General features: G+C 64.5%; 27 protein-coding genes, 1 riboswitch and 1 other annotated feature. Of the genes, 3 read left to right on the top strand and 24 right to left on the bottom strand.

What is annotated here, in order from left to right:
- Positions 1-35: 35 nt before the first annotated feature.
- A riboswitch (Lysine riboswitch) is annotated at positions 36-208 on the top strand.
- A gap of 154 nt (positions 209-362) precedes the next feature.
- The 3 genes from asd to dapB are packed head-to-tail and all read left to right on the top strand — an operon-like array spanning position 363 to position 3139.
- Positions 363-1448 (top strand): aspartate-semialdehyde dehydrogenase, encoded by a 1086-nt coding sequence (gene asd / locus B5G34_RS02585; protein WP_087333973.1) that lies wholly within the window; start codon positions 363-365, stop codon positions 1446-1448.
- Between the two features lie 7 nt (positions 1449-1455).
- Complete coding sequence (gene dapA / locus B5G34_RS02580) at positions 1456-2349, top strand: 4-hydroxy-tetrahydrodipicolinate synthase (RefSeq protein WP_087333971.1); 894 nt, start codon at positions 1456-1458, stop codon at positions 2347-2349.
- A gap of 22 nt (positions 2350-2371) precedes the next feature.
- Positions 2372-3139: a 4-hydroxy-tetrahydrodipicolinate reductase gene (dapB, locus tag B5G34_RS02575; protein ID WP_087333970.1), complete on the top strand. Its 768-nt coding sequence runs from the start codon at positions 2372-2374 to the stop codon at positions 3137-3139.
- A gap of 32 nt (positions 3140-3171) precedes the next feature.
- Here the strand turns inward: dapB and B5G34_RS02570 are convergent, their stop codons facing one another.
- The 24 genes from B5G34_RS02570 to B5G34_RS02455 form a co-directional block, all read right to left on the bottom strand.
- Positions 3172-4365: an AI-2E family transporter gene (locus B5G34_RS02570; protein WP_087333968.1), complete on the bottom strand. Its 1194-nt coding sequence runs from the start codon at positions 4363-4365 to the stop codon at positions 3172-3174.
- A 147-nt stretch (positions 4366-4512) separates the two neighbouring features.
- Entirely contained in the window at positions 4513-5742 is a 1230-nt protein-coding gene (tyrS, locus tag B5G34_RS02565) for a tyrosine--tRNA ligase (protein WP_087333966.1), read from the bottom strand.
- Between the two features lie 93 nt (positions 5743-5835).
- Positions 5836-6079, bottom strand: a binding site (T-box leader).
- Positions 6080-6145: 66 nt separating this feature from the next.
- On the bottom strand, positions 6146-7843 hold the full coding sequence (gene recN, locus B5G34_RS02560) for a DNA repair protein RecN (RefSeq protein WP_087333963.1): 1698 nt from the start codon (positions 7841-7843) through the stop codon (positions 6146-6148).
- Between the two features lie 54 nt (positions 7844-7897).
- Complete coding sequence (locus B5G34_RS02555; RefSeq protein ID WP_087333961.1) at positions 7898-8350, bottom strand: arginine repressor; 453 nt, start codon at positions 8348-8350, stop codon at positions 7898-7900.
- Positions 8351-8353: 3 nt separating this feature from the next.
- Positions 8354-9217, bottom strand: a complete 864-nt coding sequence (locus B5G34_RS02550) for an NAD(+)/NADH kinase (protein WP_087333959.1) — start codon at positions 9215-9217, stop codon at positions 8354-8356.
- A complete protein-coding gene (locus tag B5G34_RS02545) occupies positions 9214-10035 on the bottom strand; it encodes a TlyA family RNA methyltransferase (RefSeq protein WP_087333956.1) in 822 nt (273 codons plus the stop codon). The genes B5G34_RS02550 and B5G34_RS02545 overlap by 4 nt, the downstream gene beginning before the upstream one ends.
- Complete coding sequence (gene dxs / locus B5G34_RS02540) at positions 10022-11866, bottom strand: 1-deoxy-D-xylulose-5-phosphate synthase (protein WP_087333954.1); 1845 nt, start codon at positions 11864-11866, stop codon at positions 10022-10024. Before dxs ends, B5G34_RS02545 begins: the two co-directional genes overlap by 14 nt.
- A 45-nt stretch (positions 11867-11911) precedes the next feature.
- Positions 11912-12373, bottom strand: coding sequence for a divergent PAP2 family protein (locus B5G34_RS02535; RefSeq protein ID WP_087333952.1), 462 nt, complete (start codon positions 12371-12373; stop codon positions 11912-11914).
- A 7-nt stretch (positions 12374-12380) separates the two neighbouring features.
- Positions 12381-13262, bottom strand: a complete 882-nt coding sequence (locus B5G34_RS02530) for a polyprenyl synthetase family protein (protein WP_087333950.1) — start codon at positions 13260-13262, stop codon at positions 12381-12383.
- Complete coding sequence (gene xseB / locus B5G34_RS02525) at positions 13259-13495, bottom strand: exodeoxyribonuclease VII small subunit (protein ID WP_087333948.1); 237 nt, start codon at positions 13493-13495, stop codon at positions 13259-13261. The genes B5G34_RS02530 and xseB overlap by 4 nt, the downstream gene beginning before the upstream one ends.
- Positions 13496-13525: 30 nt before the next feature.
- Complete coding sequence (gene xseA, locus B5G34_RS02520; protein WP_087333946.1) at positions 13526-14713, bottom strand: exodeoxyribonuclease VII large subunit; 1188 nt, start codon at positions 14711-14713, stop codon at positions 13526-13528.
- A complete protein-coding gene (locus B5G34_RS02515) occupies positions 14710-15642 on the bottom strand; it encodes a DNA-binding protein (protein WP_087333944.1) in 933 nt (310 codons plus the stop codon). The genes xseA and B5G34_RS02515 overlap by 4 nt, the downstream gene beginning before the upstream one ends.
- Positions 15642-16130 (bottom strand): transcription antitermination factor NusB, encoded by a 489-nt coding sequence (nusB, locus tag B5G34_RS02510; protein ID WP_087333942.1) that lies wholly within the window; start codon positions 16128-16130, stop codon positions 15642-15644. Before nusB ends, B5G34_RS02515 begins: the two co-directional genes overlap by 1 nt.
- A gap of 187 nt (positions 16131-16317) precedes the next feature.
- Complete coding sequence (locus tag B5G34_RS02505; protein ID WP_087333940.1) at positions 16318-16698, bottom strand: Asp23/Gls24 family envelope stress response protein; 381 nt, start codon at positions 16696-16698, stop codon at positions 16318-16320.
- Between the two features lie 86 nt (positions 16699-16784).
- Positions 16785-17369, bottom strand: a complete 585-nt coding sequence (locus B5G34_RS02500) for a SpoIIIAH-like family protein (RefSeq protein WP_087333938.1) — start codon at positions 17367-17369, stop codon at positions 16785-16787.
- A gap of 12 nt (positions 17370-17381) precedes the next feature.
- Positions 17382-17927, bottom strand: a complete 546-nt coding sequence (locus B5G34_RS02495; RefSeq protein WP_087333936.1) for a stage III sporulation protein AG — start codon at positions 17925-17927, stop codon at positions 17382-17384.
- On the bottom strand, positions 17924-18415 hold the full coding sequence (locus B5G34_RS02490) for a stage III sporulation protein AF (RefSeq protein WP_087333934.1): 492 nt from the start codon (positions 18413-18415) through the stop codon (positions 17924-17926). Before B5G34_RS02490 ends, B5G34_RS02495 begins: the two co-directional genes overlap by 4 nt.
- A gap of 4 nt (positions 18416-18419) precedes the next feature.
- The gene (locus B5G34_RS02485; RefSeq protein ID WP_087333932.1) at positions 18420-19511 is read right to left on the bottom strand and encodes a stage III sporulation protein AE; all 1092 of its coding nucleotides are present in this window, start codon (positions 19509-19511) and stop codon (positions 18420-18422) included.
- A gap of 27 nt (positions 19512-19538) precedes the next feature.
- Entirely contained in the window at positions 19539-19925 is a 387-nt protein-coding gene (locus B5G34_RS02480) for a SpoIIIAC/SpoIIIAD family protein (protein ID WP_087333930.1), read from the bottom strand.
- Positions 19926-19927: 2 nt separating this feature from the next.
- Positions 19928-20122, bottom strand: coding sequence for a stage III sporulation protein AC (gene spoIIIAC / locus B5G34_RS02475; protein WP_087333928.1), 195 nt, complete (start codon positions 20120-20122; stop codon positions 19928-19930).
- 13 nt (positions 20123-20135) lie between these two features.
- On the bottom strand, positions 20136-20648 hold the full coding sequence (locus B5G34_RS02470) for a stage III sporulation protein AB (protein WP_087333926.1): 513 nt from the start codon (positions 20646-20648) through the stop codon (positions 20136-20138).
- Complete coding sequence (locus B5G34_RS02465) at positions 20645-21556, bottom strand: stage III sporulation protein AB (RefSeq protein WP_087333923.1); 912 nt, start codon at positions 21554-21556, stop codon at positions 20645-20647. The genes B5G34_RS02470 and B5G34_RS02465 overlap by 4 nt, the downstream gene beginning before the upstream one ends.
- Before the next feature lie 239 nt (positions 21557-21795).
- The gene (gene lgt / locus B5G34_RS02460) at positions 21796-22866 is read right to left on the bottom strand and encodes a prolipoprotein diacylglyceryl transferase (RefSeq protein ID WP_087333921.1); all 1071 of its coding nucleotides are present in this window, start codon (positions 22864-22866) and stop codon (positions 21796-21798) included.
- A complete protein-coding gene (locus B5G34_RS02455; protein ID WP_087333919.1) occupies positions 22863-24143 on the bottom strand; it encodes a pitrilysin family protein in 1281 nt (426 codons plus the stop codon). The genes lgt and B5G34_RS02455 overlap by 4 nt, the downstream gene beginning before the upstream one ends.
- Positions 24144-24145 lie beyond the last annotated feature (2 nt).

Here is a 24145-nt window from a genome sequence, read left to right as displayed (position 1 = left end):
GGTACAATTTTGCAAACTAAACAGCGAAATTACATTTGCAGGATAGAGGCGCGGCTCTTCAGGAGTAGCGCGGGAAGGGCGCCGGGCCCGGTGAACCGCGTGAAAGGGGAGGCCGCCGAAGGGACGCTCCCGGCAGGGCGTTTGCCTGGTCCCCCGGATAAGATCCGTTGGACTGTCGCCGCGGACGCGGCGGAGTGCTGTCTGCTTTTGTCGGGTAGTGGCAAGGACGCGCTGTCCCTGTCATTATAGTACAAAATCAGCAGTTCTGTAAACTGCTGATTTTCTTTTTTCTGTTTGGTTCCCAGTTTCCGGTCTGAGACAGGCCGGGGTCGGAATAGAATTTGAGCAACGGAGGTATGGTCATGGAAAAATATAAAGTAGGCGTGATCGGCGGCACCGGTATGGTGGGTCAGCGTTTCATTTCCCTGCTGGAGAATCATCCCTGGTTCCAGCTTACCGTCATTGCGGCCAGCAGCCGCTCCGCAGGCAAGACCTATGAGGAGGCCATCGGTTCCCGCTGGGCCCTGGAGACTCCCATGCCCGAAGAGGCCAAGAAGATGGTGGTCATGAACGCCGAGGCCGATATTGAGGCCATTGCCTCCCAGGTGGACTTCGTCTTCTCCGCCGTGGACATGAAGAAGGAGGAGATCCAGGCCCTGGAGGAGGCCTACGCCAAGCACGAGTGCCCCGTGGTCTCCAACAACTCCGCCCACCGCTGGACGGCCGACGTGCCCATGGTGGTGCCCGAGATCAACCCGGAGCACCTGGCGGTGATCGCCGACCAGCGCAGGCGCCTGGGGACCAGCCGCGGCTTCATCGCCGTCAAGTCCAACTGCTCCCTCCAGAGCTATGTCCCCGCCCTGCACCCCCTGCGGGACTTCGGGCTGGAGCAGGTGCTGGTGTGCACCTATCAGGCCATCTCCGGGGCGGGCAAGACCTTCGAGACCTGGCCGGACATGGTGGACAACGTGATCCCCTACATCGGCGGCGAGGAGGAGAAGAGCGAGCAGGAGCCCCTGAAGCTGTGGGGCCGGGTGGAGAACGGCGTGATCGTCAACGCCGGTTCCCCCGCCATCACCGCCCAGTGCCTGCGGGTGCCCGTGTCCAACGGCCACATGGCGGCGGTGTTCGCCCGCTTCCAAAACAAGCCCACCATGGAGGAGATGAAAGAGATCTGGGCAAATTACAAGGGCCGTGCCCAGGAGCTGGCCCTGCCCTCCGCTCCCAAGCAGTTTTTGCACTACTTCGAGGAGCCCGACCGTCCTCAGACCCGGCTGGACCGGATGACCGAGGGCGGCATGGCGGTCTGCATCGGCCGTCTGCGTCCCGACACGCAGTACGACTACAAGTTCGTCTGCCTGTCCCACAATACCCTTCGCGGCGCCGCGGGCGGCGCAGTCCTTCTTGCCGAACTTCTGTGCGCGGAGGGTTACATTTCAAGGAGGTAACCCTATTATGAGAGAGCCTGTTTTTACCGGAGCCTGTTCTGCCATCATCACCCCTTTTGACCACAGCGGCGCCATCAACTACGATCAGTTTGGAAAGCTCATCGACGAGCAGATCGAGCGGGGCCTGGACGCCATCTGCGTCTGCGGCACCACCGGCGAGTGCTCCACCCTCACCATCCGGGAGCATATCGCCGCCGTGGAATACTGTGTCAAGCGGGTGAACGGCCGGGTCAAGGTCATCGCCGGCGCGGGGAGCAACGACACCTCCGCCGCCGTCTACCTGTCCCAGCACGCCCAGGACTCCGGTGCCGACGCCCTGCTGCATGTGACCCCCTACTACAACAAGGCGTCCCAGACCGGCCTCATCAAGCACTACGAATACATTGCCGACCGGGTGGAACTGCCCATCATCCTCTATAACGTCCCCTCCCGGACCGGCGTTTCCTTCACCGCCGATACCTACAAGGTGCTCTCCCAGCACCCCAACATCTGCGGCGTGAAGGAGGCCAGCGGCAACTTCTCCCTGCTGGCCCACACCCTGGCTATCTGCGGCGACGACTTCTACGTCTGGTCGGGCAACGACGACCAGGTGGTCCCCATGATGAGCCTGGGCGCCAAGGGGGTCATCTCGGTGGTGGCCAACATCGCCCCCGAGATCATGATTCAGATGACCCATCTGTGCCTGGAGGGCAAGTTCCAGGAGGCCTCCGCCCTCCAGCTGGGATACATGGACTTTATCGACGCCCTCTTCCTGGAGGTCAACCCCATCCCCATCAAGGCCGCCATGAATCTGGCGGGCTACGACATCGGCTCCCTGCGTCTGCCCCTGTGCGACATGAGCGACGGTCCTCTGGAGACCCTCCGCAGGTCCATGGTCAAGGCTGGCCTGCTCTCCGCCTGAGCCCCGGGAAAGGATGTTGGAAATGCTTCGTTTGATCCTCTCCGGCTGCAACGGCCGGATGGGCCGGGTGGTGGAGCACATCTGCGCCGCCCAGCCCGACCTGGAGATCGCCGCCGGCTTTGACCTGCTGGGCACCGGGGACCGGGACTTTCCCGTCTACTCCTCCCCCGCCGACTGTAAGGAGCAGGCCGACGCCGTAATCGACTTCTCCTCCCCTGCCGCCCTCCCCGCTCTGCTGGAGTTCTGCATGGAGCGGCACATTCCGGCGGTGCTGGCCACCACCGGCTACTCGGAGGAGCAGCTGGCCGCCATCGACCGTGCGGCCCAGATCATCCCCATCTTCCGCTCCGCCAATATGTCTCTGGGTGTCAATGTGCTGCTGGCCCTGGTAAAGCAGGCGGCTGCGGCCCTGGGCAGCGACTACGACATTGAGATCGTGGAGAAGCACCACAACAAGAAGGTGGACGCCCCCAGCGGCACCGCCCTCATGCTGGCCGATGCGGCGGCGGAGGTCCTGCCCTGGCAGCCGGAGTACGTCTATGACCGCCACAGCGTCCGCAAGGCCCGGGAGAGCCGGGAGATCGGCATCAGCTCGGTCCGGGGCGGCGGCATCGTGGGAGATCACGACGTGATCTTTGCCGGCCGGGACGAGGTCATCACCCTGAGCCACTCCGCCATGAGCCGGGAGGTCTTTGCCTCCGGCGCGGTGCGGGCCGCCCGGTTCCTTGCCGGTGCGGAGGCCCCCGGCCTCTACTCCATGACCGATCTGGTCCAGGCCACCCTTTTGTGACAAAAAAAGACCGCCCATTGGGCGGTCTTTTTTTACTCTTCTTTGGGCGGGGTCTGTTCCTTGTCCTCCAGAGGATGGCCGTTGCCGTCGATCTTTTTGGCTCTCAGGCGGTTGTTGACCCACTCCCGAACCAAAGCATAGAGCACAGCGAAGGTGGGCACGCCCAGGATCATGCCGGGGAAGCCAAACAGGCCGCCGCAGGTGACAATGGAGACCAGCACCCAGATGGCGGACAGGCCGGTGCTGTCGCCCAGGATCTTGGGACCCAGAATGTTGCCGTCAAACTGCTGCAGGCCGATGACCAGGGCGAAGAACCGCAGGGCGGCCCAGGGGTCCACGATCACCAGGATGAACAGACAGGGAATGGCGCCGATGATGGGGCCGAAGAAGGGGATCACGTTGGTGACGCCCACGGTAACGCTCACCAGCATGGGATAGGGAATGCGGAAGATGGCGCACAGGATGAAGCAGAGTACGCCGATGATGGCGGAGTCGATGATCTTGCCGTTGATGAAGCCTACGAACACCTCGTTGGCGTGGCTGCAGATCTGCAGCAGCCGGTCGGAGCGCCGCTTGGGCAGGATGGCGTAGAGCAGCCGCTTGAGCTGAGGCACCAGCCGCCCCTTCCCTGCCAGCATGTAGATGGAGGAGATGATGGCGGTGATGCCGGTGATGACACCGCTGCCGATGGCAAAGCCCACATCCACGATCTGGGGCAGGGCCTGGGCCACCTTGGCGCTGACATTGCTCATCATGCTCTGGAAGTCGCCCAGCGCCGTATTGATCCCCTCGGAATCCAGGTCAAACTGCACCGTCAGGTCCTGGACCAGCTGATTCAGGCCGTCCAGATAAAACTGCATGTTGCTGGCCAGGTCCTTCACGCTCTGCACCACCTGGGGGATGATAAGCCCCAGCAGGATGGCCACCACAGCGAAGGCCAGCACATACACCAGCAGGATGGACAGCACCCGCTTGTATTTGGAGTTGGCAAAGAGCTTGCGCTCAAAAAAGCACATGGGTGTGTTGAGCAGGTAGGCAATGGCAAAGCCCACAATGAAGGGGGACAGCACCCCCATGAACTTGTCGATCCGGACGGTCACCACATCGAAGTGATTCAATCCCACATAGAACAGGATGGCCACCAACAGAACGATAAGCAGCTGGATGTGATTTCCGTCCAGGATGTACCATTTTTTCTTTTTTCCCTGATCTTCTTTGTCGGGCACGTCGGTTTCCTCCTTTGCAGCTTGCCACACACAGTCTGGGGATGCCCCGTAAAGCATATTGTATCATGGCCGTACCGCCCCTGCAACGGGGACGATGTAAAAAAACAGAACAGGGGGCCGCCGCCCAGGCGGCGGCCCCCTGCTTACTCAGCCCTGAACAGAGGCCCGGTGGAACACCTTTTTGCCCTTTTTGATCATAACGCCGTCGCCGGAGAGCTGCCCGGCGGTCACGGCGGTATTCACGTCGGTCACCTTCTGGCCGTCCAGCTCCACGCCGCCCTGCTCGATGAGCCGGCGGGCCTCCTTCTTGGAGGGCACCAGGGCGCACTTGAGCATCAGGTCCAAAATACCGATGGAGCCGTCGGTGAGGTCGGCGGACTCCAGCACGGTGGAGGGCACGTTGCTCATGTCGCCGCCGCCCACGAACAGGGCCTTGGCGGCGTCCTGGGCCTTCTTGGCCTCCTCCTCGCCGTGGACCAGCTTGGTCAGCTCGAAGGCCAGGATCTCCTTGGCGGTGTTGAGCTGGCTGCCCTCCCACTGGTCCATCTCGTCGATCTGCTCCAGGGGCAGGAAGGTGAGCATCCGCAGGCACTTGAGCACGTCCTGGTCGCCCACGTTGCGCCAGTACTGGTAGAACTCGTAGGGGCTGGTCTTGTTGGGGTCCAGCCACACGGCGCCCTTGGCAGTCTTGCCCATCTTCTTGCCCTCGGAGTTGAGGAGCAGAGTGATGGTCATGGCATGGGCGTCCTTGCCCAGCTTGCGGCGGATGAGCTCGGTGCCGCCCAGCATGTTGGACCACTGGTCGTCGCCGCCGAACTGCATGTTGCAGCCGTAGTGCTGGAACAGGTGGTAGAAGTCGTAGGACTGCATGATCATGTAGTTGAACTCCAGGAAGGAGAGGCCCTTCTCCATGCGCTGCTTGTAGCACTCGGCCCGCAGCATGTTGTTGACGGAGAAGCAGGCGCCCACCTCGCGCAGCAGCTCAATATAGTTGAGCTTGAGGAGCCACTCGGCGTTGTTCACCATCTGGGCCTTGCCCTCGCCGAACTCGATGAACCGCTCCATCTGCTTTTTGAAGCAGTCGCAGTTGTGCTGGATGGTCTCGGGGGTCATCATGTTGCGCATATCCGTGCGGCCGGAGGGGTCGCCGATATAGCCGGTGCCGCCGCCGATGAGGGCGATGGGACGGTTGCCCGCCATCTGGAGCCGCTTCATCAGGCACAGGGCCATGAAGTGGCCCACGTGGAGGGAGTCGGCGGTGGGGTCAAAGCCGATGTAGAAGACGGCCTTGCCCTCGTTGATCATCTTGGAGATCTCCTCCTCGTTGGTCACCTGGGCGATGAGGCCCCGGGCCTTCAGTTCTTCGTAGCAAGTCATGTTCATTCTCCTTTTTCTTCTGTCATCCGGATTCCTGGTTTTCTCTGTGTCACAGGGCCCTGCCCGCATGCAAAAAGCCCTCTGTCCCTTGGGACAGAGGGCGTAAAAACGCGGTACCACCTCTGGTTCGCCGTTTTCTCACAAAAACGGCCTCAGGCCGTGCCAACACACGGCGGCGCAATAACGGGCGCACCCGACACGGCCCTACTGGGGGGTCTCCCCTGTTCAGGCGGCTGCTCCAGGGTGTATTTCCCAGCCTGTCCCCTCCCCCTCTCACCAAACCGGGGGCTCTCTGGGCGGGACGGGGGTCGGTACTTCTCCCTGTCATCGCAGTGTCATATTGATGAGGATTATAATCGCTCTTGCTCCGTTTGTCAAGCAGAAAAGCGGTACTCAACAAAACCTAACTTTTGTGCAGCTTCTTGTATTCCTCCGCGCTGTCCAGCAGCTCCCCGGCGGCGCCAAGGGTGGCGTCGGTGATGTGCTCGCCGGAGGTGAGCCGGGCCAGCTCCTCGCACCGGCGCTGACGGCTCAGCCGCTCCACCTGGGTATAGGTCCGGCCGCCCCTCTCCCCCTTCTCCACGGAGAAGTGGACGTGGGCCATGGCGGCCAGCTGGGGCAGATGGGTGACGCACAGCACCTGCTTGGTGCGGGCCACGTCGGCCAGCTTCTCCGCCACCTTCTGGGCGGCCCGGCCGGACACGCCGGTATCCACCTCGTCAAAGACCATGGTGCCCACCTGGTCGTTCTCCGCCAGCACGTTTTTCAGGGCCAGCATGATGCGGGCCAGCTCGCCGCCGGAGGCGATCTTCTGGATGGGCTTCAGGTCCTCGCCCACGTTGGCGGACATGAGGAACTGTACCTGATCCATACCGGTGTCGTCCATAGCAAACTCCCCCGGCTTGGGCTGAAATTCCACCATAAACCGCACTTTGGGCATGTCCAGCTGGGCAAGCTCGCTCTGAATACGCCCTTCCAGGGCCTTGGCCGCCTCTTTCCGGACCGCACTGAGGGTCTCCGCCGCCTTCTGTGCGTCGGCCAGGGCGCGGGTCTGCTCCTTCTCCAGCCGGGCAATGGTATCGGTGGAGAACTGGATCTCGTCCAGCTCCTTTTTGCAGCGGTTCAGGTAGTCCAGCATCTCCTCCACCGAGCCGCCGTACTTCTTTTTCAGCCGGTGGAGCACATCCAGCCGGCTCTCGATCTGGTCCAGCTCTCCCGGCTCAAAGTCGAAGGCGTCCCGCAGGTCCCGGATCTGCTCGGCGATGTCGTCGGCGGCGCAGCGGACCTCGGTGAGCTTTTCCAGCAATTCTGCGGCCTGAGTGCTGATGCGCCCGGCGGCGTGGAGGGACTGCACCGCCTCCCCCAGCAGGGCGGCGGCTCCCTCCCGCTCCTCGTCGCCGGACAGGGCCAGATGGGCCCCCTCCACGCTCTCCATCAGCTTCCCGGCGTTGCGCAGCAGGTCCCGGCGCTCGGTGAGCTCCTCCTCCTCCCCGCTACGCAGCTCGGCCCGCTCCAATTCGCCGATCTGGAACTCCAGGCTGTCGATGCGGCGGGCCTTCTCCGCCTCGTCCATCTGGAGGGCGGAGATTTCACGGCGGATGGCGGCCAGCCGGTTATAGGCGGTGCGGAAGCGCTCCAGTTCGGCCCCGGTGGCACCGAAGCCGTCCAGGTAGTCCAGGTGGCAGCGCTCGTCCAGCAGCTGCTGGCCGTCGTGCTGGCCGTGGATGTTGAGCAGCAGCCGGCCCAGCTGGCGCAGCTGAGACACGGTGATGAGCCGGCCGTTGATGCGGCAGATGTTCTTGCCGTCGGGCTGGATCTCCCGCTGGATGAGCAAGCTGCCCTCCTCGTCGGGGCCCACGCCGTTCTCCCGGAACCAATCCAGCTCCGGCAGGTTGGTAAACACCGCGTTGACCAGGGCGGACTTGGCCCCGGTGCGGATCAGATCCCGGCTGGTGCGCTCGCCGATGATGGCCCCGATGGCATCCACCACAATGGACTTGCCCGCGCCGGTCTCGCCGGTGAGGGCGTTGAAGCCCTTGTCAAACTGGATATCCGCCGTCTGGATCACCGCGATATTTTCAATGTGGAGCAGAGAAAGCATACAGGCCACCACCTTGGCAGACCCGCGCCGGGGGGCGCGGGTCTGATATCGATCTTATTTGAGCATTGCGTGGATCTCGTTGCAGAACTCCGCCGCATCCTCATTGGTACGCATAATGAGGATGGCGGTGTCGTCTCCCGCCAGGCTGCCCACCAGGCTGGGAATGTCCATGCCGTCGATGGCGGCGCAGGCCGCCGAGGCCAGGCCGGGCATGGTCTTGAGGACCACGATGTTCTGGGCCACGTCAAAGGAGGTGACCCCCTCCTTGAAGATGGTGCGCAGGCGGCCGGCAATATTCAGGGAGGCCTTCCGCTCTGAAACGGCGTACCGATAGGTGCCGTACCCGGTGAGCTCCTTAATCAGATGGAGCTCCTTGATGTCCCGGGAAATGGTGGCCTGGGTGGACTGCACGCCTCTGGCCCGCAGTTCGGTGAGAAGCTGGTCCTGGGTATCCACGTCCTGCTCTGCAATGATCCGCAAAATCTCCTGCTGCCGTTTCGCCTTCATGGCTTACGCACCTCCCAATTTGTGATTTAAGATCTCATAGAACGTCCGGCCGGTGACCCGGACCAGTCTGGTCTTGGATTTGGAGACCCTGGTCTCCACCACATCTCCCCCGTTGAGCTTGAAGGCCTTGCCCCCGTCCACCGACAGGAAAGCGGTCTTGCGGGCCATCCGGCCCAGCTTGATGGACACCGTCCGCTCATGGCCCAGCACGAAGGACCGGGCGGACAGGGCGTGGGGACAGATGGGGGTGACGATGATGTTCTCCGCCGTGGGCTCCACGATGGGGCCTCCCGCCGACATGGAGTAGGCGGTGGAGCCGGTGGGGGTGGAGATGACCACGCCGTCGGCGGACATCTTGGTGATGGTGGTCTTGTCCCCCAGCACCTCCAGGTCCACCACCCGGGCCACGGCGCCCTTGGTGAGGGCGGCGTCGTTGAGGGCGATGTCGGAGTAGATCACCTTGCCCTCCCGGCGCACGGTGACGTCCAGCATCATCCGCTCCTCCACGTCATACTTGCCCACGGGCAGCTTGGAGAGCATGGACAGCTCCCCCAGCTCCAGCTCCGCCATAAAGCCCACGCTGCCCAGGTTGACCCCCAGGATGGGCACATTGAACTGGTTGGCATCCTTGGCGGCGTGGAGGATGGTGCCGTCGCCGCCGAAGCACACCAGAATGTCGGCGCTCTTCAGCTCCTCCTCCGTCTGCTTGAACTGGATGTGCTTGGGGAACTCCACGTTGCTCCCCTCCACGGAGAAGGGCAGGCAGATGGCGGTCTCCACTCCCGCCGCCTTCAGGATCTTTTCCGCCGCCTGGGCGGCCTTCAGTCCCCGGTCCCGATAGGGATTGGGGCTCAGTACTACTTTCATTGTCCGGCTCCTTCCAGGGCCGCGTGGGAAGCCTCCACCAGGGCCGCCGGATCGCCGGTCCAGGCGTCTCCGCCTCCTCCGGCCAGCAGGTGTCCCAGGTATTCAATGTTGCCCTCGGGTCCTCTGATTGGTGAAAAGGTCATATCCTTTACAGTAAAGTCCGCTTCCGCGGCATGACCGAGAAAATTCTGAATGACTTCCAGGTGGACGGCGGGGTCCCGCACCACGCCCTTTTTGCCCACCTTTTCCCGCCCTGCCTCAAACTGAGGCTTGACAAGGCAAACTACTTGCCCATTCTCCTTCAGCAGGCCCCGCAGGGCAGGCAGGATGAGCTTTAGGGAGATGAAGGACACGTCCACGCTGGCAAAGTCCAACTCGTCGGGGATCTGCTCATGGGTCAGGTAGCGGGCGTTGGTGCGCTCCAGGCACACCACCCGCTCATCGCTGCGCAGGGACCAGGCCAGCTGGCCGTAGCCCACATCCACGGCGTACACCTTCACCGCGCCGTTTTGCAGCATGCAGTCGGTGAAGCCGCCGGTGGAGGCGCCGATGTCGCCGCACACCGCCCCGTCCAGGTGGATGCCGGTGAAGGTCTTCATGGCCTTCTCCAGCTTCAGGCCACCCCGGCTCACATAGGCCAGGGTCTGGCCCCGGACCTCGATGGGGGCGTCCTCGGGGATCTGGGCCCCCGCCTTGTCCACCTTCTGCTCCTTGACATAGACCTGACCGCTCATGATGACCGCCTGGGCACGCTGGCGGCTCTCCACCAGTCCCCGCTCCACCAGCAGCACGTCCAGTCTCTTTTTAACCATTGCCATGTCCGCAGACCTCCAACGCCTTTTGATACAGGGATGCCCCGTCCAGCCCGCACAGGGCCCGCAGCTGACCCACCGAGCCGTGGGTCACAAAGCCGGGGCCGGTGTTGACCAGGGTCGTCCGGGCGGACACCCCCCGCTCCAGCAGACCGGCGGCAATGCGCTGCCCCACGCAGTTGCCGGGGGCGCACTCCTCTGCCGCCAGCAGGCGGCCGGTTTTTCCCACCGACTCCACCAGCAGATCCAGGTCCAGGGGGGTGATGGTGTTGAGCTTGATGACCTCGGCCTGGATGCCGTCGGCCTCCAGCCGTTTGGCGCAGTCCAGCAGGCCGTTGATGGTAATGCCGTACCCTGTTAAGGTAATGTCCTTGCCAGCGCGCAGCACCACGGAGCCTGCCGGCCCGGAGTCCTCCTGATAGTCCCCCTGACCCCCTCTGGGATAGCGCACCGCCACCGGACCCTTTACCTCGTAAATGGCCCGGCGGAGCATGGCCTCCAGCTCGGGGTAGCTGGAGGGGCAGAGCACCGTCATGCCGGGCACCGTGTCCAGGAAGGCGGGGTCGAATACACCATGGTGGGTCTCGCCGTCCTCCCCCACCAGCCCGGCCCGGTCCACGCCGAAGACCACGTGGAGCCCCTGAAGGGCCACGTCGTGGATCAGCTGGTCGTAAGCGCGCTGCAGGAAGGAGGAGTACACCGCAAACACCGGCAGCATCCCCTGCTTGGCCATACCGGCGGCCATAGCCACCGCGTGGCCCTCGGCAATGCCCACGTCAAAGAACCGGTCGGGGAACTGGGCGGCAAAACCGTTGAGGCCCGTCCCCCCCTGCATGGCGGCGGTAACAGCGCACAGCCGGGGGTCCTTCTCCGCCAGACGGCACATGGTCTGGCCGAAGACGGCGGAAAAGTTGGTGCCGCTCCCCTTGAGGACCTCGCCGGTCTCCACGCAGAAGCGTCCCACCCCGTGGAACTGGTCCGGGTTGCGCTCGGCAGGTGTATAGCCTTTCCCCTTTACTGTCCTGACATGGAGCAGCACCGGGCCCTTCAGGTCCCGGGCGTAGGTGAGCAGGCGGGTGAGCCGTTTTACGTCATGGCCGTCCACGGGACCAAGATAGGTAAAGCCCATATCCTCAAACATACTGCAGGGCAGCAGGGTCTCTTTGATGGCCGTCTTGACCTTGTGGGTCACCCTGTAGACCCCCCGGCCCAGGGCGGTGGCCCCCATCACCTTCCGGTAGCCCCGCTTGAAGCGGAGGTACTGGGGCTTGAGCCGCTGGCGGGCCAGATGGTCGGCCACGCCGCCCACGCTCTTGGTGATGGACATGCCGTTGTCGTTGAGGATGACGATGAGGGGTTCCTTGCTGTCCCCCGCGTCGGACAGGCCCTCATAGGCCAGGCCGCCGGTGAGGGCGCCGTCACCGATCAGGGCCAACACGCTGTAGTCCTTATGCTGTAAAGTTCTTACCCTTGCCATTCCAAGGGCCACCGAAACCGAGTTGGAGGCGTGACCGGCAATAAAGGCGTCGGTGTCGCTCTCGGTGGGCTTGGGGTAGCCCGCCAGCCCTCCAAAGGAGCGCAGGCTCTCCATGGCCCCGTTGCGGCCGGTTAAAATTTTGTGGGCGTAGCACTGGTGGCCCACGTCAAAAACCAGCCGGTCCCGGCCGGTATCAAACACACGATGAATGGCAACGATCAGCTCCACCGCCCCCAGGCTGGAGGCCAGATGGCCGCCGGTGCGGGAGACCACATCCAGGATGCGGGCCCGCAGCAGGCCGCACAGGGCCGCGGCCTCGCTGTCGGTCAGGGCGCTGAGATCGTTGGAACATTGCTCCAGACTAAGAATGGTAACACCTCCCGGTGAAGGATGGGACAGGGGGCCTCAGCTCCACAGCCAGGCGCCGCCGATGCCGATGGCCACTCCCAGCAGACCGCCCATGAGCACCTGGAAGGGGGTGTGGCCCAGCAGCTCCTTCAGCTCCTTGCCGAAGATGGCGGGCTTCATCTCCGTCCAGTGCTCCATGATATAGTTGAGGATCTTGGCCTGCTCCCCCGCTGCCTTGCGGACGTTGGCGGCGTCGTACATGACAACGATGGCCAGCACCGCCGCGATGCTGAACAGGGGCGACGACCAGCCGTACATGAACCCCACCGAGGAGGCGCAGGCGCACACAAAGGCGGAGTGGGAGCTGGGCATGCCGCCGCTGGCCATGATGTAGTGCCAGTCCAGCTTCCGCTTGGTGAAGAGCACCACAAACACCTTGAGCACCTGGGCGATGGCCCAGGCCAGGATGGCCAGATTCAGGATCAGATTGCCGGTCAAAAAGTCCACTACATTTCGCATAAATTCCTCACTTATCCCGGCTTGCCAGAGAGCGGGCCAGCCAGCACAGGCTCTCGCTCTCCTCTCCGAACAGGGACAGGGCCTCCACCGCCTCATCGGTAAGCCGATCCACCAGGCGGTGGCACTCCTCCAGCCCCTTCAGGGTGACAAAGGTGTTTTTCTCGCTCTTGGCGTCGGAGCCCACCGGCTTGCCCAGAGTGGCCTCATCTCCCACCACGTCCAGAATGTCATCCTGGATCTGGAAGGCAAGGCCCAGGCGCTCGGCATAGCGGCACACGGCCTTCCGCTGCTCGTCGCTGCCGCCGGCCAGCACGCAGCCCATCTCGGCGGCGGCCCGGATGAGGGCGCCGGTCTTGAGCCGCTGCAGCTCCTCCACCTCGGTGAGGCCCATGGCGTGGCCCTCCCCCGCCATGTCCAGCACCTGGCCGCCCACCATGCCCTGGGCGCCCGCCGCCCGGGCCAGCACCCCCGCCGCCTCCAGCACCCGCTGGGGAGGCAGGGTCACCGACGGGTCCAGCATCCACTCAAAGGCCGCCGTCAGCAGGGCGTCTCCCGCCAGCACGGCTGTGGCCTCTCCGTATACCTTGTGGTTGGTGGGCCGGCCCCGGCGCAGGTCGTCGTCGTCCATGCAGGGCAGATCGTCGTGGATCAGGGAGTAAGTATGGATCATCTCAATGGCTCCGGCAAAGGGCAGAATCTGTTCCGGCTCCCCGCCGCACAGGCGGCAGGTCTCCAGCATCAGCACCGGCCGGATGCGCTTGCCCCCGGCCAGCAGGCTGTAGTTCATGGCGTCATACAGGTCGCCCCGGGGCGCCCGGTCCTGAAAACAGGTCTTGATCCAGGCCTCCGCCATGGCTCTGTGGCTGTCCAGCCGCTCCTGCTCGCTCATACCTGTCCCTCCTCAAACGGCTGCTCCACCGGCTGGCCCTCCGGCCCCGCCAGCAGCTTGCGCACCTTCTGTTCGGCGCTGTCCAGCTGAGCCGAGCAGCCCCCCAGCAGCCGGGTCCCCTCCTCAAAGAGGGTCAGGGCCTCCTCCAGAGGGGCGTCCCCCTGCTCCAGCCGCTTCACGATCTCCTCCAGCCGGCCCATGGCCTGCTCAAACGTCCGTTTTTCTTCCGCCATGCTCAGAATTCCTTTCCAAAAGCAGTTAAGCTAAACTACTTGACAGTTTATCTCCCCATCGGCCACCCGCAGCTTCACCCTGTCGCCGGGGGCCACGTCGCCGGTGGAACGGACCACGGAGCCGTCCTCCCTCCGGGGGATGGCATAGCCCCGGCCCAACACCTTCAGGGGGCTGAGGGCGTCCAGCTTGGAGGCCAGTGAGCCGAAGCGCTGCCGCTCCCGGTTCAGGGCCTGGCTGAGTCCTGCCGCCAGCTTCTCCCGCTGGTAGTCCAGCACCATCCGTTTGTCGTCCACATAGGTCATGGGGTCCTGGAGGGCCCGGCACCGGGCCGCCCGGTCCAGATCCCGCCGGGCAGACTCCAGCCTGCGGCCCATGGCCTGGGCCAGCCGCCCCTCCATCTGCCGCAGCCACACCGCCACCTCGTTCTGATCGGGCACCGCCAGCTCGGCGGCGTTGGAGGGGGTGGCCGCCCGCAGGTCGGCCACAAAGTCGGATATGGTCACATCAGGCTCATGGCCCACCGCCGAGATCACCGGAATGGCCGAGTGATAGATGGTACGGGCCACGTTTTCGTCGTTGAAGGCCCACAGATCCTCCATGGACCCGCCGCCCCGGCCGGTGATGATGAGGTCGGCCACCTGATGCTGGTTGGCCCAGGCAATGGCGGCGCAAATCTCGCCGGGGGCTTCCACGCCCTGGACCCGCACCGGCAGCACAAAAACCTCCGCCATGGGCCACCGGGCCCCCAGGATGCGCAGCATATCCCGCACCGCCGCGCCGGCGGAGGAGGTGATGAGGGCGATCCGTTTGGGAAATCTGGGGATGGGCTTCTTGTGGGCCGGGTCGAACAGCCCTTCGGCATACAGCTTCTGTTTCAGCTGCTCAAAGGCCAGATGGAGATCCCCCACCCCCTCCGGAGTGAGGGCGGAGCAGTACAGCTGGTACTGTCCGTCCCGGGGGAACACCGCCACCCGGCCGAAGGCGATGACCTTCATGCCGTTCTCCGGCCGGAACCGGAGGGACATGGCCTCCCGCTTGAACATGACGCAGCGAATGGCCCCCTCCCCGTCCTTCAGGGAAAAATAGTGGTGGCCCGAGGGATAGGCCTTGTAGTTGGAGATCTCACCCCGGACATACAGGGCGGCCAGTTCCCGGTCCCGGTCCAGCAGGGCTTTGATATACTGGTTGACCTGGGAAACCGTGTAAATGGCGCTCATGTAAGTTCACCCGCCTTTACAGCCCGCCAGGTGAGGATGGCGGTACCCATGGCGTTGTCGGTGGAGAACCGGGGCTGGGCAAACACCGCCCCCAGGGGCTCCATCACCTGCCGCAGCAGGGAGTTGGAGGCCACGCCGCCGGAGCACAGCACCGGCAGGCCGGGATAGCGCTCCAGGGCGGCCAGGGTGGTGCGGCGCACCACGTCGGCCACCGTCAGCAGGGCAAAGCGGGCGATGTCCGCCGGCTCCTTTCCCTGCTCCGCCATAGTCTTTACCTTGTTCTCCATTCCGGAGAGCGAAAACGTAAAGCCGTTCAGCTTTACGGTAAATTTCTGATCCTGACCCTCCCGGGCCAGCTGGTCCACCGCCTTGCCCGCCGGGAAAGGCAGCCCCAGCAGCACGCCGGTGCGGTCAATGAGCTGTCCGGCGGAGATGTCGCTGGTGCCCCCCAGCAGGGTGGCCTTGACATTGACCCCCTCCGGCTCCACATGAAGCAGCTCGGTGGTGCCGCCGGACAGGTGCCAGGCCAGCATGGGCCTGTCCAGCAGGTCCAGCCGCCCCGCCGACCAGGCGGCGGCGGCAATGTGGCCCTGCTGATGGGAGCAGGCAAAAAAAGGCACGCCCAGGGCAGCGGCCAGGGTGCGGCCCTGGCTCTCCCCCGCCAGGAAGCAGGGCATATAGGAGCCCTCCACCGCCCGGGGCCAGGTGGAAGCCCCCACGGCGGCGATGCCGGTGAGCCACCCACCCTCCTTCAGCTGGGCAAAGCGGTCAGGCAGGGCCTTGACGTGCTGGAACAGGGCGTCGCTCTGCCGCAGGCCCAGCTCGCCGGGGCGCACCTCCAGCAGGCGGCCGACGTTCTCGCCCCCCTCCCCGTCAAAGACGGCGGCGGAGGTGGTGTAGTTGCTGGTGTCAATGCCCAGAGTGCGCATCACTCCCCGGCCTCCGGCTGCTCCTTCAGGCCCACGGGATCGGGGATGTGCTCTCCCCGGACAAAGGAGCCCAGAATGCCGTTGACAAAGGAGACCACCTCGGGCTCCTCGTAGTGCTTCACCAGCTCCAGGGCCTCGTTGATGGCGGCAGCGTTGGGAATATCCTGCATATACAGGATCTCATACATGGCCACACGCATGATGGCCACCGCCACCCGGTTGAGCCGGGAGAACTTCCAGCCGATGGCATACTTGGAGATATACTCATCCAGCTCGGGGGCGTGGTCGTATACCCCCTCCACCAGGCGGGTGATATAGGTGCGCTGGGCCTCGTTGGGGAACTCGGCGTAAAGGGGCTCCTCCTCCCCGATGAGGGCAAAGGTCTTGCGATTCAGGGCCTCCTCCAGCAGCTCCCGGGCGGTCTGTCCGGTAAAGCCCAGCTCGAAGGTGAGATGAACGGCGATCTCTCGGGCGGCAGTTCTGGTCATGACGGTTCCTCCATTCCGGCGTCCTGGGCCGGTGATATTCACAGTTACTATGATTATACATCAAATATATACAAAAAGAAAAGGGCTAATTCAAAATTAGACTCCAGATTCCAGCCTCTTTTCCCGGAGCATACCGGCCAAAACGCACAAAAGGCCCGGGGCAGGGATGCCCCGGGCCTTCGGCTGTTTACTTGTGGTCCTTATCGAACACGATACCGGCCACGTGGACATTGACGTGCTCCACAGACAGGCCGCTGGTGTTCTCGATGGCGTTGTACACCGCGTTCTGTACCTCTTTGGCCACGTCCACGATGGTGTAGCCGTATTTGATGAGCAGGGATACGTCCACCCGGACGCTCTCCTCCACCATGGTAATGCGGATGCCCTTGGACAGGTTCTTCTTCCCGCCCAGCAGCTCCGCGATGTCGCTGCTCAGGTTGGTGGACAGACCGCCCACGCCCTCGATCTCAGTGGCGGCCGCCGCCGCGATGACAGCCAGGACATCCTCGGAGATGTGGATGTTGCCCAGCTCATCAGGCCGGGAGATATATTCCTTTCCGTCGCCCATTCCGGTCACGCTCCTTTTGTGTACTATGGACCCATTTTACCACAAATCCGAAAAATTACAACTGATTTTTGGGCGGACGGACCGGCTCAGGGCTGAGCCTCAATGATCTTGATGCTGCTGGCCTCCAGGCCGGTCTCGTCGGTGACGATCTCGGTGATGCGGGCCACGTCGGCATCGGTGAGCCCCTCCTCGGTGGCGGACACCACCACACTGGCGCTGTCGTCGCTGATGAAGGCCACGCAGTCGGCGTAGCCCTTGGCGGTGACCAGGTTCTCGATCTGGGCCTCGGACACGGTGTAGTTGGCCAGGGTCTGGATGGCCGCGCTGCTCTCCTCCTTCATGGTCTCGCTGGCGTTCTCATCGGCCACCGCCTCCTGGAGGATGGACAGGGCGCTGTCTCTGGCCTCCTGCCGGTTGAGCCGGGCGGAATCAAAATAGCCGCTGCCCTTGGCGGCGTCGCTGGGGGCGGCCGACGCCGCCGGAGAGGCCGACGGGTCGGGGCTGGCCGAGAGCAGCGGGTCGGCCGTCTGCATGGACACCAGCTCCGCCTCCCCCAGGGTCTTGCCCGCCGCCTCCGTCTGACCCTTCTGATAGGACCAGTTGAGATACACCGCGCCGCACACGAAGAGCACCACTGCGGCCACCACCGCGTTGCGTTTCCATACGTTCATACTGTTACTGCCTCACTTTCCTTTTGATACTGAGATCTTGTCGGCCCCAAGGCCGGTGAGGGCGGCCACCGCCTCCACCACCCGCAGCCGCACCCCGGGATCGTCCCCGCCGGAGCATACCACAAGGGCCCCCTGATATTGGGGCGAAAGCTGTTGGAGGACTACCGGCTCCTCCGTTCCCGACCCCCGGGAGATCACCACCGTGGTCTGGGAGGACTGGTTCTGATCCTCCCGCACCTCATGCTGGGTATCCTGGGCCAGGACCTGGGTGGGACCGCCCCGCAGGGTGAGCACCACCCGGGCCTGACCCACGCCGTCCATCTGAGACAGGGCCTCCTCCAGACGCCCCTCCAGCTCCTCCGTTCCAAACTCCACCTCCTGGACGCTCTGCCGGTGGGACTCCTCCCGGGTCTCTCCCCCGCCCAGGGCGGGCAGGGCCATGAGCACTACCCCCGCCGCCGCCACCAGCAGCGCGTATTTATATCGCTGGAACAGCTTTCCCAGCCGCTCCTTCCACACGGTCAGGGCCTTGCCGGCCTCCGGTTCCCGCCCCTTCATGGTTCTCCCCCGCTTTCGTAATACTGCCGGTCCGCCGGAATGGCAAAATCGGTCTCGATCTGTCTGGTCAGAGCCTGCCGCTCCTCCCGGCTCAGCGCCCCGGTGATGGTGACCACCTTGGGAACGGGGTATTCCGCCGCCTGGTCAGCCTCCACCTGTACCGTGCATGTGATGCCCAGCGCCGCCGCCTTGTCCTGAATATATGCGGCGGTCTGGGCTTCTATGATGTCCTTCATCAGGGTTTTGTTCTCTCCCTCCAGCGCCTGGGCGGAGTACTCCGCATCCAGGCGGTATTCCGTCATGGCCTGGGTCAGGGCGGACCCGTCCAGACTGAGCAGGGGCTTGACCACCGCCAGCAGCAGGAGCAATCCCCCCGCCAGCCGGGCCGCCCGCTTGGGTCCCCCAGCCGGGGACAGGCCTTCTGCCAGGGCCAGAATCATGGCCGCGCAGGTCACCCCCATCAGCCAGCTGCCCAACAGCTCCACCATATCCTCACCCCCCCGTCACCGACACGGCGGTAATCATGGAAATGAGCAGCAGCAGGGCGCAGGAGCCCGTCATGCCCAGCACCAGGCCGAAGGCCCCGCCGATCTGGTCGATGAGGGCGGCCACCCGGCTGCCCGACAGGGCGGCGCTGAGGGCGGAGGCCACCTTGTAGGTCAGATAGTGGAACCCCAGCTGGAAAAAGGGGATCAGACAGATGCCGATCACCACCAGCATACCAAACACCCCCACCGTATTTTTCAGCACCCCCGCCCCGGCCAGCACGGTTTCCGCCGCGTCGGACAGGATGCCCCCCACCACCGGCACCATGCTGGACATGGTGAATTTAGCGGCCTTGACGGTGAGGGCGTCGGTGGTGCCGGCGATGACCCCGCTGATGGTCAGGTAGGTCACAAAGAGGATGAGCACCCCGGTAAGCACCGTGGTCACCGCCCACTTCAGGGTGGCGGCCATTCGCTTGAGTCCCTCGTTGCCCACCGCCGCCCAGGCCACACAGGCGGCGATGTAGGTGTACACCAGGGGGAGGAGCACCCGGTTGATGAGGGTGATGAGCAGGTCGGAGAAGAGCATGGTGGCCAGCTGCCGGGCCACCGCCCCGCCGGGATTCCCGGCGGCGGAGGCCGCCGCCGTCACCGCGGGCAGCAGCAGCTTGGAGAAGGACTCCATATGCTCGATGGCCTGCCGCCCCATGCCGATGAGGGAATTGGCGTCGGCTGCCGCCACCGCTGTCACCGCCAGAGCGCCTACCAGGGCAGCCGCGTCCACCGGCCCCTTTCCCGCGCCCATGCCCTCGGCCAGGGAGCACAGCAGCACCACCGCCACCAGCAGGGCGCCGCTGCGCAGGGCCTTGCGGATCACGCCCCCCAGCTCGGCGCTGCCGGTGTCCAGGATCTGACTGATGCTCTCGTCCACATCCAGCCCGGCCGTGAGATCCACGTCGGGCACCCATTCCTCTCCCGCCTCCTCCAGCTCGTCCAGGCCCAGGGCCTCCCCCTGGGCCTCCACCACCCCCTGGCTGGCGGAAGCCGTCCCCATCAGCACCACCAGCAGCACCAGAAAAGCCGCCAGATGCCGTATCATGGTCCTCCCCTCCTCTTTGGTACAAACTCACAGCAGCGCACTCACCGTGTCCAGCACCGCCCGCAGCAGGGGCAGGGCGGCGCACAGGGACAGGGCGGTGCCCGCCGTCTCGGTGACGGCGGCGATGCCCCCCTCCCCCGCGTCCTTGCACACCTGGGCGGCAATGTGGGTGAGGATGGCGATGCCCACCGTCTTGAGGACGGGGGCCACCACCGCCGGGGACAGCCCTGCCATGTCCCGTAAATCCTCCGCCATGGCCACCACATCCTCCAGGGCCCCCAGGGCCAGTCCCAGAATGACGGCGGCGGCGGCCAGGGACAGGGCCAGGGACATCTGCCGGGCGGTGCCCTTCACCATGACGGCGCACAGGGCGGCGATGACCGCCACCGCCCCCACCTTCACCATTGTCTCCATGGCTACAGCCCGAACAGGTCCTTGACCAGCTCAAACAGGCTGCTGATCTGCTGGACCACCATCATGAGCACCACCACCAGCCCCGCCAGGGTGGTCATGGTGGCCTGCTCGTCCCGGCCCGACCGGGAGAGCACCTGATTGAGCACCGATACCAATATGCCGATGGCGGCGATTTTGAAGATCAGATCCACATCCATTTTCTTCGCTCCTTCACAGCAGCAGGATCACCACCAGCCCGCCGGAGGCCAGCCCCAGCGTCTGATACATCCTGCCCCGGTTCTCAGCCTCCTCCCGGGCCAGCTCCGCCTCCCGGGTCAGCTGGGCTCCCGCCCGGGCCAGGGCGGCACGCAGGCTTGACTCCTCAAACCGGCCCAGCACCTCCCCCAGCTCGTCCAGCACGGCGGCCCCACGGCCCTCCAGGTCCAGGTCGGTGTCCGCCAGAGCGGAGTGCCAGATCTCCGCCAGGGACCGCTCACCCAGATCCTCCAGGCCCCCGCGGCAGTTGGCGAACAGCGTCCCCACCGGCGGCGGATAGGCTGCCGCCAGCTCCTCCATCAGCTCCGGCATGGGGGTAAGCCGGAAGGAGATCTCCCGATCCATCTGCTCCATGGCCCCGGCCAGCTGCCGGAGCACTCCGGCCCGCCGCCGCAGCCGCCGGGCGGCGGCAAAGCCCCAAAAAGCCCCGCCAGCCGCCGTCAGCAGGGCCCCTATCAGCCGGATCACAGCCCACTCACCCGGCAGGCCCGCCCGGTCTCCTCCCGGGTGAGCACCACCAGCTTCTGAAAACAATGGTTCTCCAGCAGGGGCCGGTACAGGGGCCTGCGCTCCAGATCGGCCAGGTCGGCGGCGTGGGCGGTACACACCAGACTCACCCCGCAGTTGGCCGCCGCCAGCAGGGCGGCGCAGTCCTCCGGGGCGGTGATCTCGTCGGCGGCCAGCACCTGGGGGTTCATGCCCCGCAGCAGCATGAGCAGACCCGTCCCCTTGGGACAGCCGTCCATCACGTCGGTGTGCCGTCCCACCTGAAGCTGAGGGATGCCGTTCCACAGGGCGGCCAGCTCCCCCCGCTCGTCGGCCACCCCCACCCGCAGAGGCGGGTGGCCCTCCCCGTCGGACAGCCGCCGGATCAGATCCCGCAGCAGAGTGGTCTTGCCGCCCCCCGGTGGGGAGAGGATGAGGGTGCTCTGAAAGCGCTCCCCCTCCCACAGCCTGTCCACCACCGAGGCTGCCGCCCCCGGCACCTCATGGGAGATGCGGATGGCCAGGGAGGACAGCTGCCGCAGGTTGTAGACCGCCCCCTCCTTCACCACCGCGCTGCCGCAGATGCCGATGCGGTGGCCTCCCTGCACGGTGAAAAAGCCATCCCGCAGCCGCTCCAGGGCGGTGTGGGCGGAAGCCCGGGTGGCGATCTCCAGCACCAGGGCCAGATCCTCCGGCGTCACCGGCTCCTCCCCCGGCGCCTGGAACTCCCCCCGGGGGCACACCACCGTCATGGGCCAGCCGGAGCGCAGCCGCAGCTCCTCCGCTGCGGCCTGGTCGGCCTTGTCCACCTGCCCGGCCTGCCGCCGCAGATGGGGCGGCAGCAGGGCCGCCGCCTGTAAGTAGCGCTTCCCGTCCCCTTGTTCCCTCATGTCGTCACATCCTTCTTTGGTGTCTGCCCTATCCCTATGAGGGCCCGTCCCTGTTTATGCCCATAAAACTTCATGCGCCTGAGGCACACCACGAAAACAGGTCAAAGTCGGGCGCATGAAGTTTTTGCGCATGTGGGCCGTCCCCGGCCCACGCGCATGACAATCTTTTTTGCTATGCTTCTGCATAGCAAAAAAGCGCCTGCCGCAGACGCGGCAGACGCTTTGTAAAACAGACCGATTTATTTCTTTTTCTCCTCCATGACCAGCACTTCCTTCAGGTCGGAGCGCTCCTTCAGGGCGGCGATCAGCTCCGCCTTGTCCTCCGCCGGGGCGTCGGCAGGCAGGGCGTAGGCCTCGATGCGGGCAAAATCCCGCTCCAGGCGCTTCTTCTGCTTGTCCATCCAGGCCTCTCCTTTGCCCTCCTGGTACACCAGGGCCACCAGCCGGGGATGGGCCTTCATCTGATTGACCCACAGATTGGCGGGGTCGTGCTTCCGGAAGCCCAGCAGCACGATGAGCAGCACGATGGAGATGGCGGCGGTGGCAAAGCCGAACACCTGGCTCACTCGGATGGGGGTGTTGAAGAAGTACAGGCTGTCGGTGCGCAGGCCCTCGATGAAGCCACGGCCCACGCCGTACCAGGCAAAGTAGCTCAAAAAGAGCTGACCGTCGAACTTGCGCCACTTTTTGGCGATGAGGATGAGCAGTCCCAGCCCCACCAGATTCCACAGGGACTCATAGAGGAAGGTGGGATGGACCTCCACGTACTGGCGCACGCCGTCCACATACTGGTAGATGCCCATGCGCCAGGGCAGGTCGGTAGGGCCGCCGTAGGCCTCGATGTTGACAAAGTTGCCCCACCGGCCGATCATCTGGCCGATGAGCATGCCAAACACGCCCAGGTCCGCAAAGGCCAGGAATTTGATCTTGCGCACCTTGCAGAACACAAACAGGGTGATCACCGCGGCAATGACGCCGCCGTAGATGGCAAGGCCGCCGTCCCAGATGCGCACCATGGCCCCGAAGTCCAGGGAGCCGTCCTCCCGGCGGTAGAGATCCAGGTAGAAGATGATGTAGTACAGCCGGGCCCCGATGATGGACAGGGGCACGGCGAAAAAGAGCATGTCGATGATATCATCCTGGCGGATGCCGAACTGGGAGGCCTTCCGGGAGCAGAACACCACCGCCAGCAAAAAGCCGGCGGCGATGATGATCCCGTACCAGTAGACGGGCCAGCTGCCCAGATGGAAGGCCACCCGGTTCAGGGTGAGTTCCAGCCCCAGGCCGGGGAACGAGACGGTGCCCATCATACCGCTCCCTCCCCCGGGCGGACCACGGCCAGGCCGCACCGCTGGGCGGTGGCCCAGCTGCGGATGCAGTCCTCCACACAGGACTGATCGATGGAGTCAAAGATCTCCGGGAACTTGAAGTAGTCCACGCCGGTGAAGTGGGACTGGGCCATGGAGATACAGGTGTACTCAAAGGAGTTGAGCCCCCGTACCTTGGCGCCGTAGACGCCCTTTTTCAGGCGCTGGAACAGGCCGGGGTCGATGCCCTCTCTGGCCAGACGCTCCGCCTCGGCCAGCACCTCGTCCCGCACCTTCTGGGGGTCACGGCTCTCACCGCCGGCCACCATCATGGCGCAGCCGGGGTAGAGCTCAAAGCCGTAGCTGAAATTCTTGTTGATAAGCCCCTGGCTGTACAGCTTGGCATACAGGGGGGTGGAGTTGCCCAGCAGGGCCTCGCAGGCCAGCTCGCCCGCCAGCTCCCGGCGCATCCACTCCTCCCCCGCCTGGGCGGGGTCACACTTGAAGCCCAGCATAAAGATGGGGGTGGACACCTCCATCTTCAGCTCCTTCTCGGCGCAGGCCGCCTGGGGGGCCTCCTCCCCGCCGTAATCCCGCTGGATCTGGCCGGTGGACTCACGGGGCAGGATCTCCCGGGCAATGGCGCACACCTGCTCCGGGTCCACGTCTCCCGCCACGGTGAGCACCATGTTGGCCGGGGTATAGAAGGCCTTGTGGCAGGCGTACAGGGTGCCCGAGCTGATGCGGGAGATGGACTCCTGGGTGCCGGCGATGGGCACCCGGATGGGATGGTGGTCATACAGGCACTCCATCAGGGCGTAGAACACCTGGTTGTCCGGGTCGTCCTCCACCATGCGGATCTCCTGGCCGATGATGCCCTGCTCCTTGTCCACGCTCTCCTGGGTGAAGTAAGGAACAGATACGAAGGAGAGCAAAATCTTCAGGTTATCGAAGAATTTCTCGGTGCTCTCAAAGTAGTAGCCGGTGATGGCGGAGCTGGTAAAGGCGTTGGGAGAGGCCCCGTTGGCCGCCAGGTCCTGGAGGGCGTTGCCGTCCTCGGTGTCGAACATCTTGTGCTCCAGGAAGTGGGCCACACCCGCAGGGGTGTCCTTCCACCGGCCGTCCTGGTGAAAGCGCATGTCCATGCCGCCGTAGTTGGTGGCAAAGAAGGCGTAGCTCTTCTGAAAATCCCGGCGGCGGTCCACGTAGATGTGGAGTCCGTTCTCCAGAATCTCATGAAATACGGTCTCCCCCACACGGGGGTACTGCTTGCTTACCATAG

The organism is Flavonifractor sp. An82, from assembly GCF_002159265.1.
Lineage (GTDB): Bacteria > Bacillota > Clostridia > Oscillospirales > Oscillospiraceae > Flavonifractor.
This window is presented reverse-complemented; position numbering and strand designations above follow the sequence as displayed.

Coding starts and splice junctions, on each gene's coding strand:
- dapB (WP_087333970.1), top strand. CDS start 2,372: ATGCTTCGTTTGATCCTCTCCGGCTGCAACGGCCGGATGGGCCGGGTG.
- spoIIIAC (WP_087333928.1), bottom strand. CDS start 20,122: ATGGATGTGGATCTGATCTTCAAAATCGCCGCCATCGGCATATTGGTA.
- nusB (WP_087333942.1), bottom strand. CDS start 16,130: ATGACCAGAACTGCCGCCCGAGAGATCGCCGTTCATCTCACCTTCGAG.
- tyrS (WP_087333966.1), bottom strand. CDS start 5,742: ATGACTTGCTACGAAGAACTGAAGGCCCGGGGCCTCATCGCCCAGGTG.
- B5G34_RS02465 (WP_087333923.1), bottom strand. CDS start 21,556: ATGAGGGAACAAGGGGACGGGAAGCGCTACTTACAGGCGGCGGCCCTG.
- xseB (WP_087333948.1), bottom strand. CDS start 13,495: ATGGCGGAAGAAAAACGGACGTTTGAGCAGGCCATGGGCCGGCTGGAG.
- B5G34_RS02495 (WP_087333936.1), bottom strand. CDS start 17,927: ATGAAGGGGCGGGAACCGGAGGCCGGCAAGGCCCTGACCGTGTGGAAG.
- dapA (WP_087333971.1), top strand. CDS start 1,456: ATGAGAGAGCCTGTTTTTACCGGAGCCTGTTCTGCCATCATCACCCCT.
- B5G34_RS02500 (WP_087333938.1), bottom strand. CDS start 17,369: ATGAACGTATGGAAACGCAACGCGGTGGTGGCCGCAGTGGTGCTCTTC.
- B5G34_RS02455 (WP_087333919.1), bottom strand. CDS start 24,143: ATGGTAAGCAAGCAGTACCCCCGTGTGGGGGAGACCGTATTTCATGAG.
- B5G34_RS02550 (WP_087333959.1), bottom strand. CDS start 9,217: ATGAAAGTAGTACTGAGCCCCAATCCCTATCGGGACCGGGGACTGAAG.
- asd (WP_087333973.1), top strand. CDS start 363: ATGGAAAAATATAAAGTAGGCGTGATCGGCGGCACCGGTATGGTGGGT.
- recN (WP_087333963.1), bottom strand. CDS start 7,843: ATGCTTTCTCTGCTCCACATTGAAAATATCGCGGTGATCCAGACGGCG.
- B5G34_RS02545 (WP_087333956.1), bottom strand. CDS start 10,035: ATGGCAATGGTTAAAAAGAGACTGGACGTGCTGCTGGTGGAGCGGGGA.
- xseA (WP_087333946.1), bottom strand. CDS start 14,713: ATGAGCGCCATTTACACGGTTTCCCAGGTCAACCAGTATATCAAAGCC.
- B5G34_RS02480 (WP_087333930.1), bottom strand. CDS start 19,925: ATGGAGACAATGGTGAAGGTGGGGGCGGTGGCGGTCATCGCCGCCCTG.
- B5G34_RS02555 (WP_087333961.1), bottom strand. CDS start 8,350: ATGAAGGCGAAACGGCAGCAGGAGATTTTGCGGATCATTGCAGAGCAG.
- B5G34_RS02485 (WP_087333932.1), bottom strand. CDS start 19,511: ATGATACGGCATCTGGCGGCTTTTCTGGTGCTGCTGGTGGTGCTGATG.
- B5G34_RS02530 (WP_087333950.1), bottom strand. CDS start 13,262: ATGAGCGAGCAGGAGCGGCTGGACAGCCACAGAGCCATGGCGGAGGCC.
- B5G34_RS02535 (WP_087333952.1), bottom strand. CDS start 12,373: ATGCGAAATGTAGTGGACTTTTTGACCGGCAATCTGATCCTGAATCTG.
- lgt (WP_087333921.1), bottom strand. CDS start 22,866: ATGATGGGCACCGTCTCGTTCCCCGGCCTGGGGCTGGAACTCACCCTG.
- B5G34_RS02505 (WP_087333940.1), bottom strand. CDS start 16,698: ATGGGCGACGGAAAGGAATATATCTCCCGGCCTGATGAGCTGGGCAAC.
- B5G34_RS02515 (WP_087333944.1), bottom strand. CDS start 15,642: ATGCGCACTCTGGGCATTGACACCAGCAACTACACCACCTCCGCCGCC.
- B5G34_RS02490 (WP_087333934.1), bottom strand. CDS start 18,415: ATGGTGGAGCTGTTGGGCAGCTGGCTGATGGGGGTGACCTGCGCGGCC.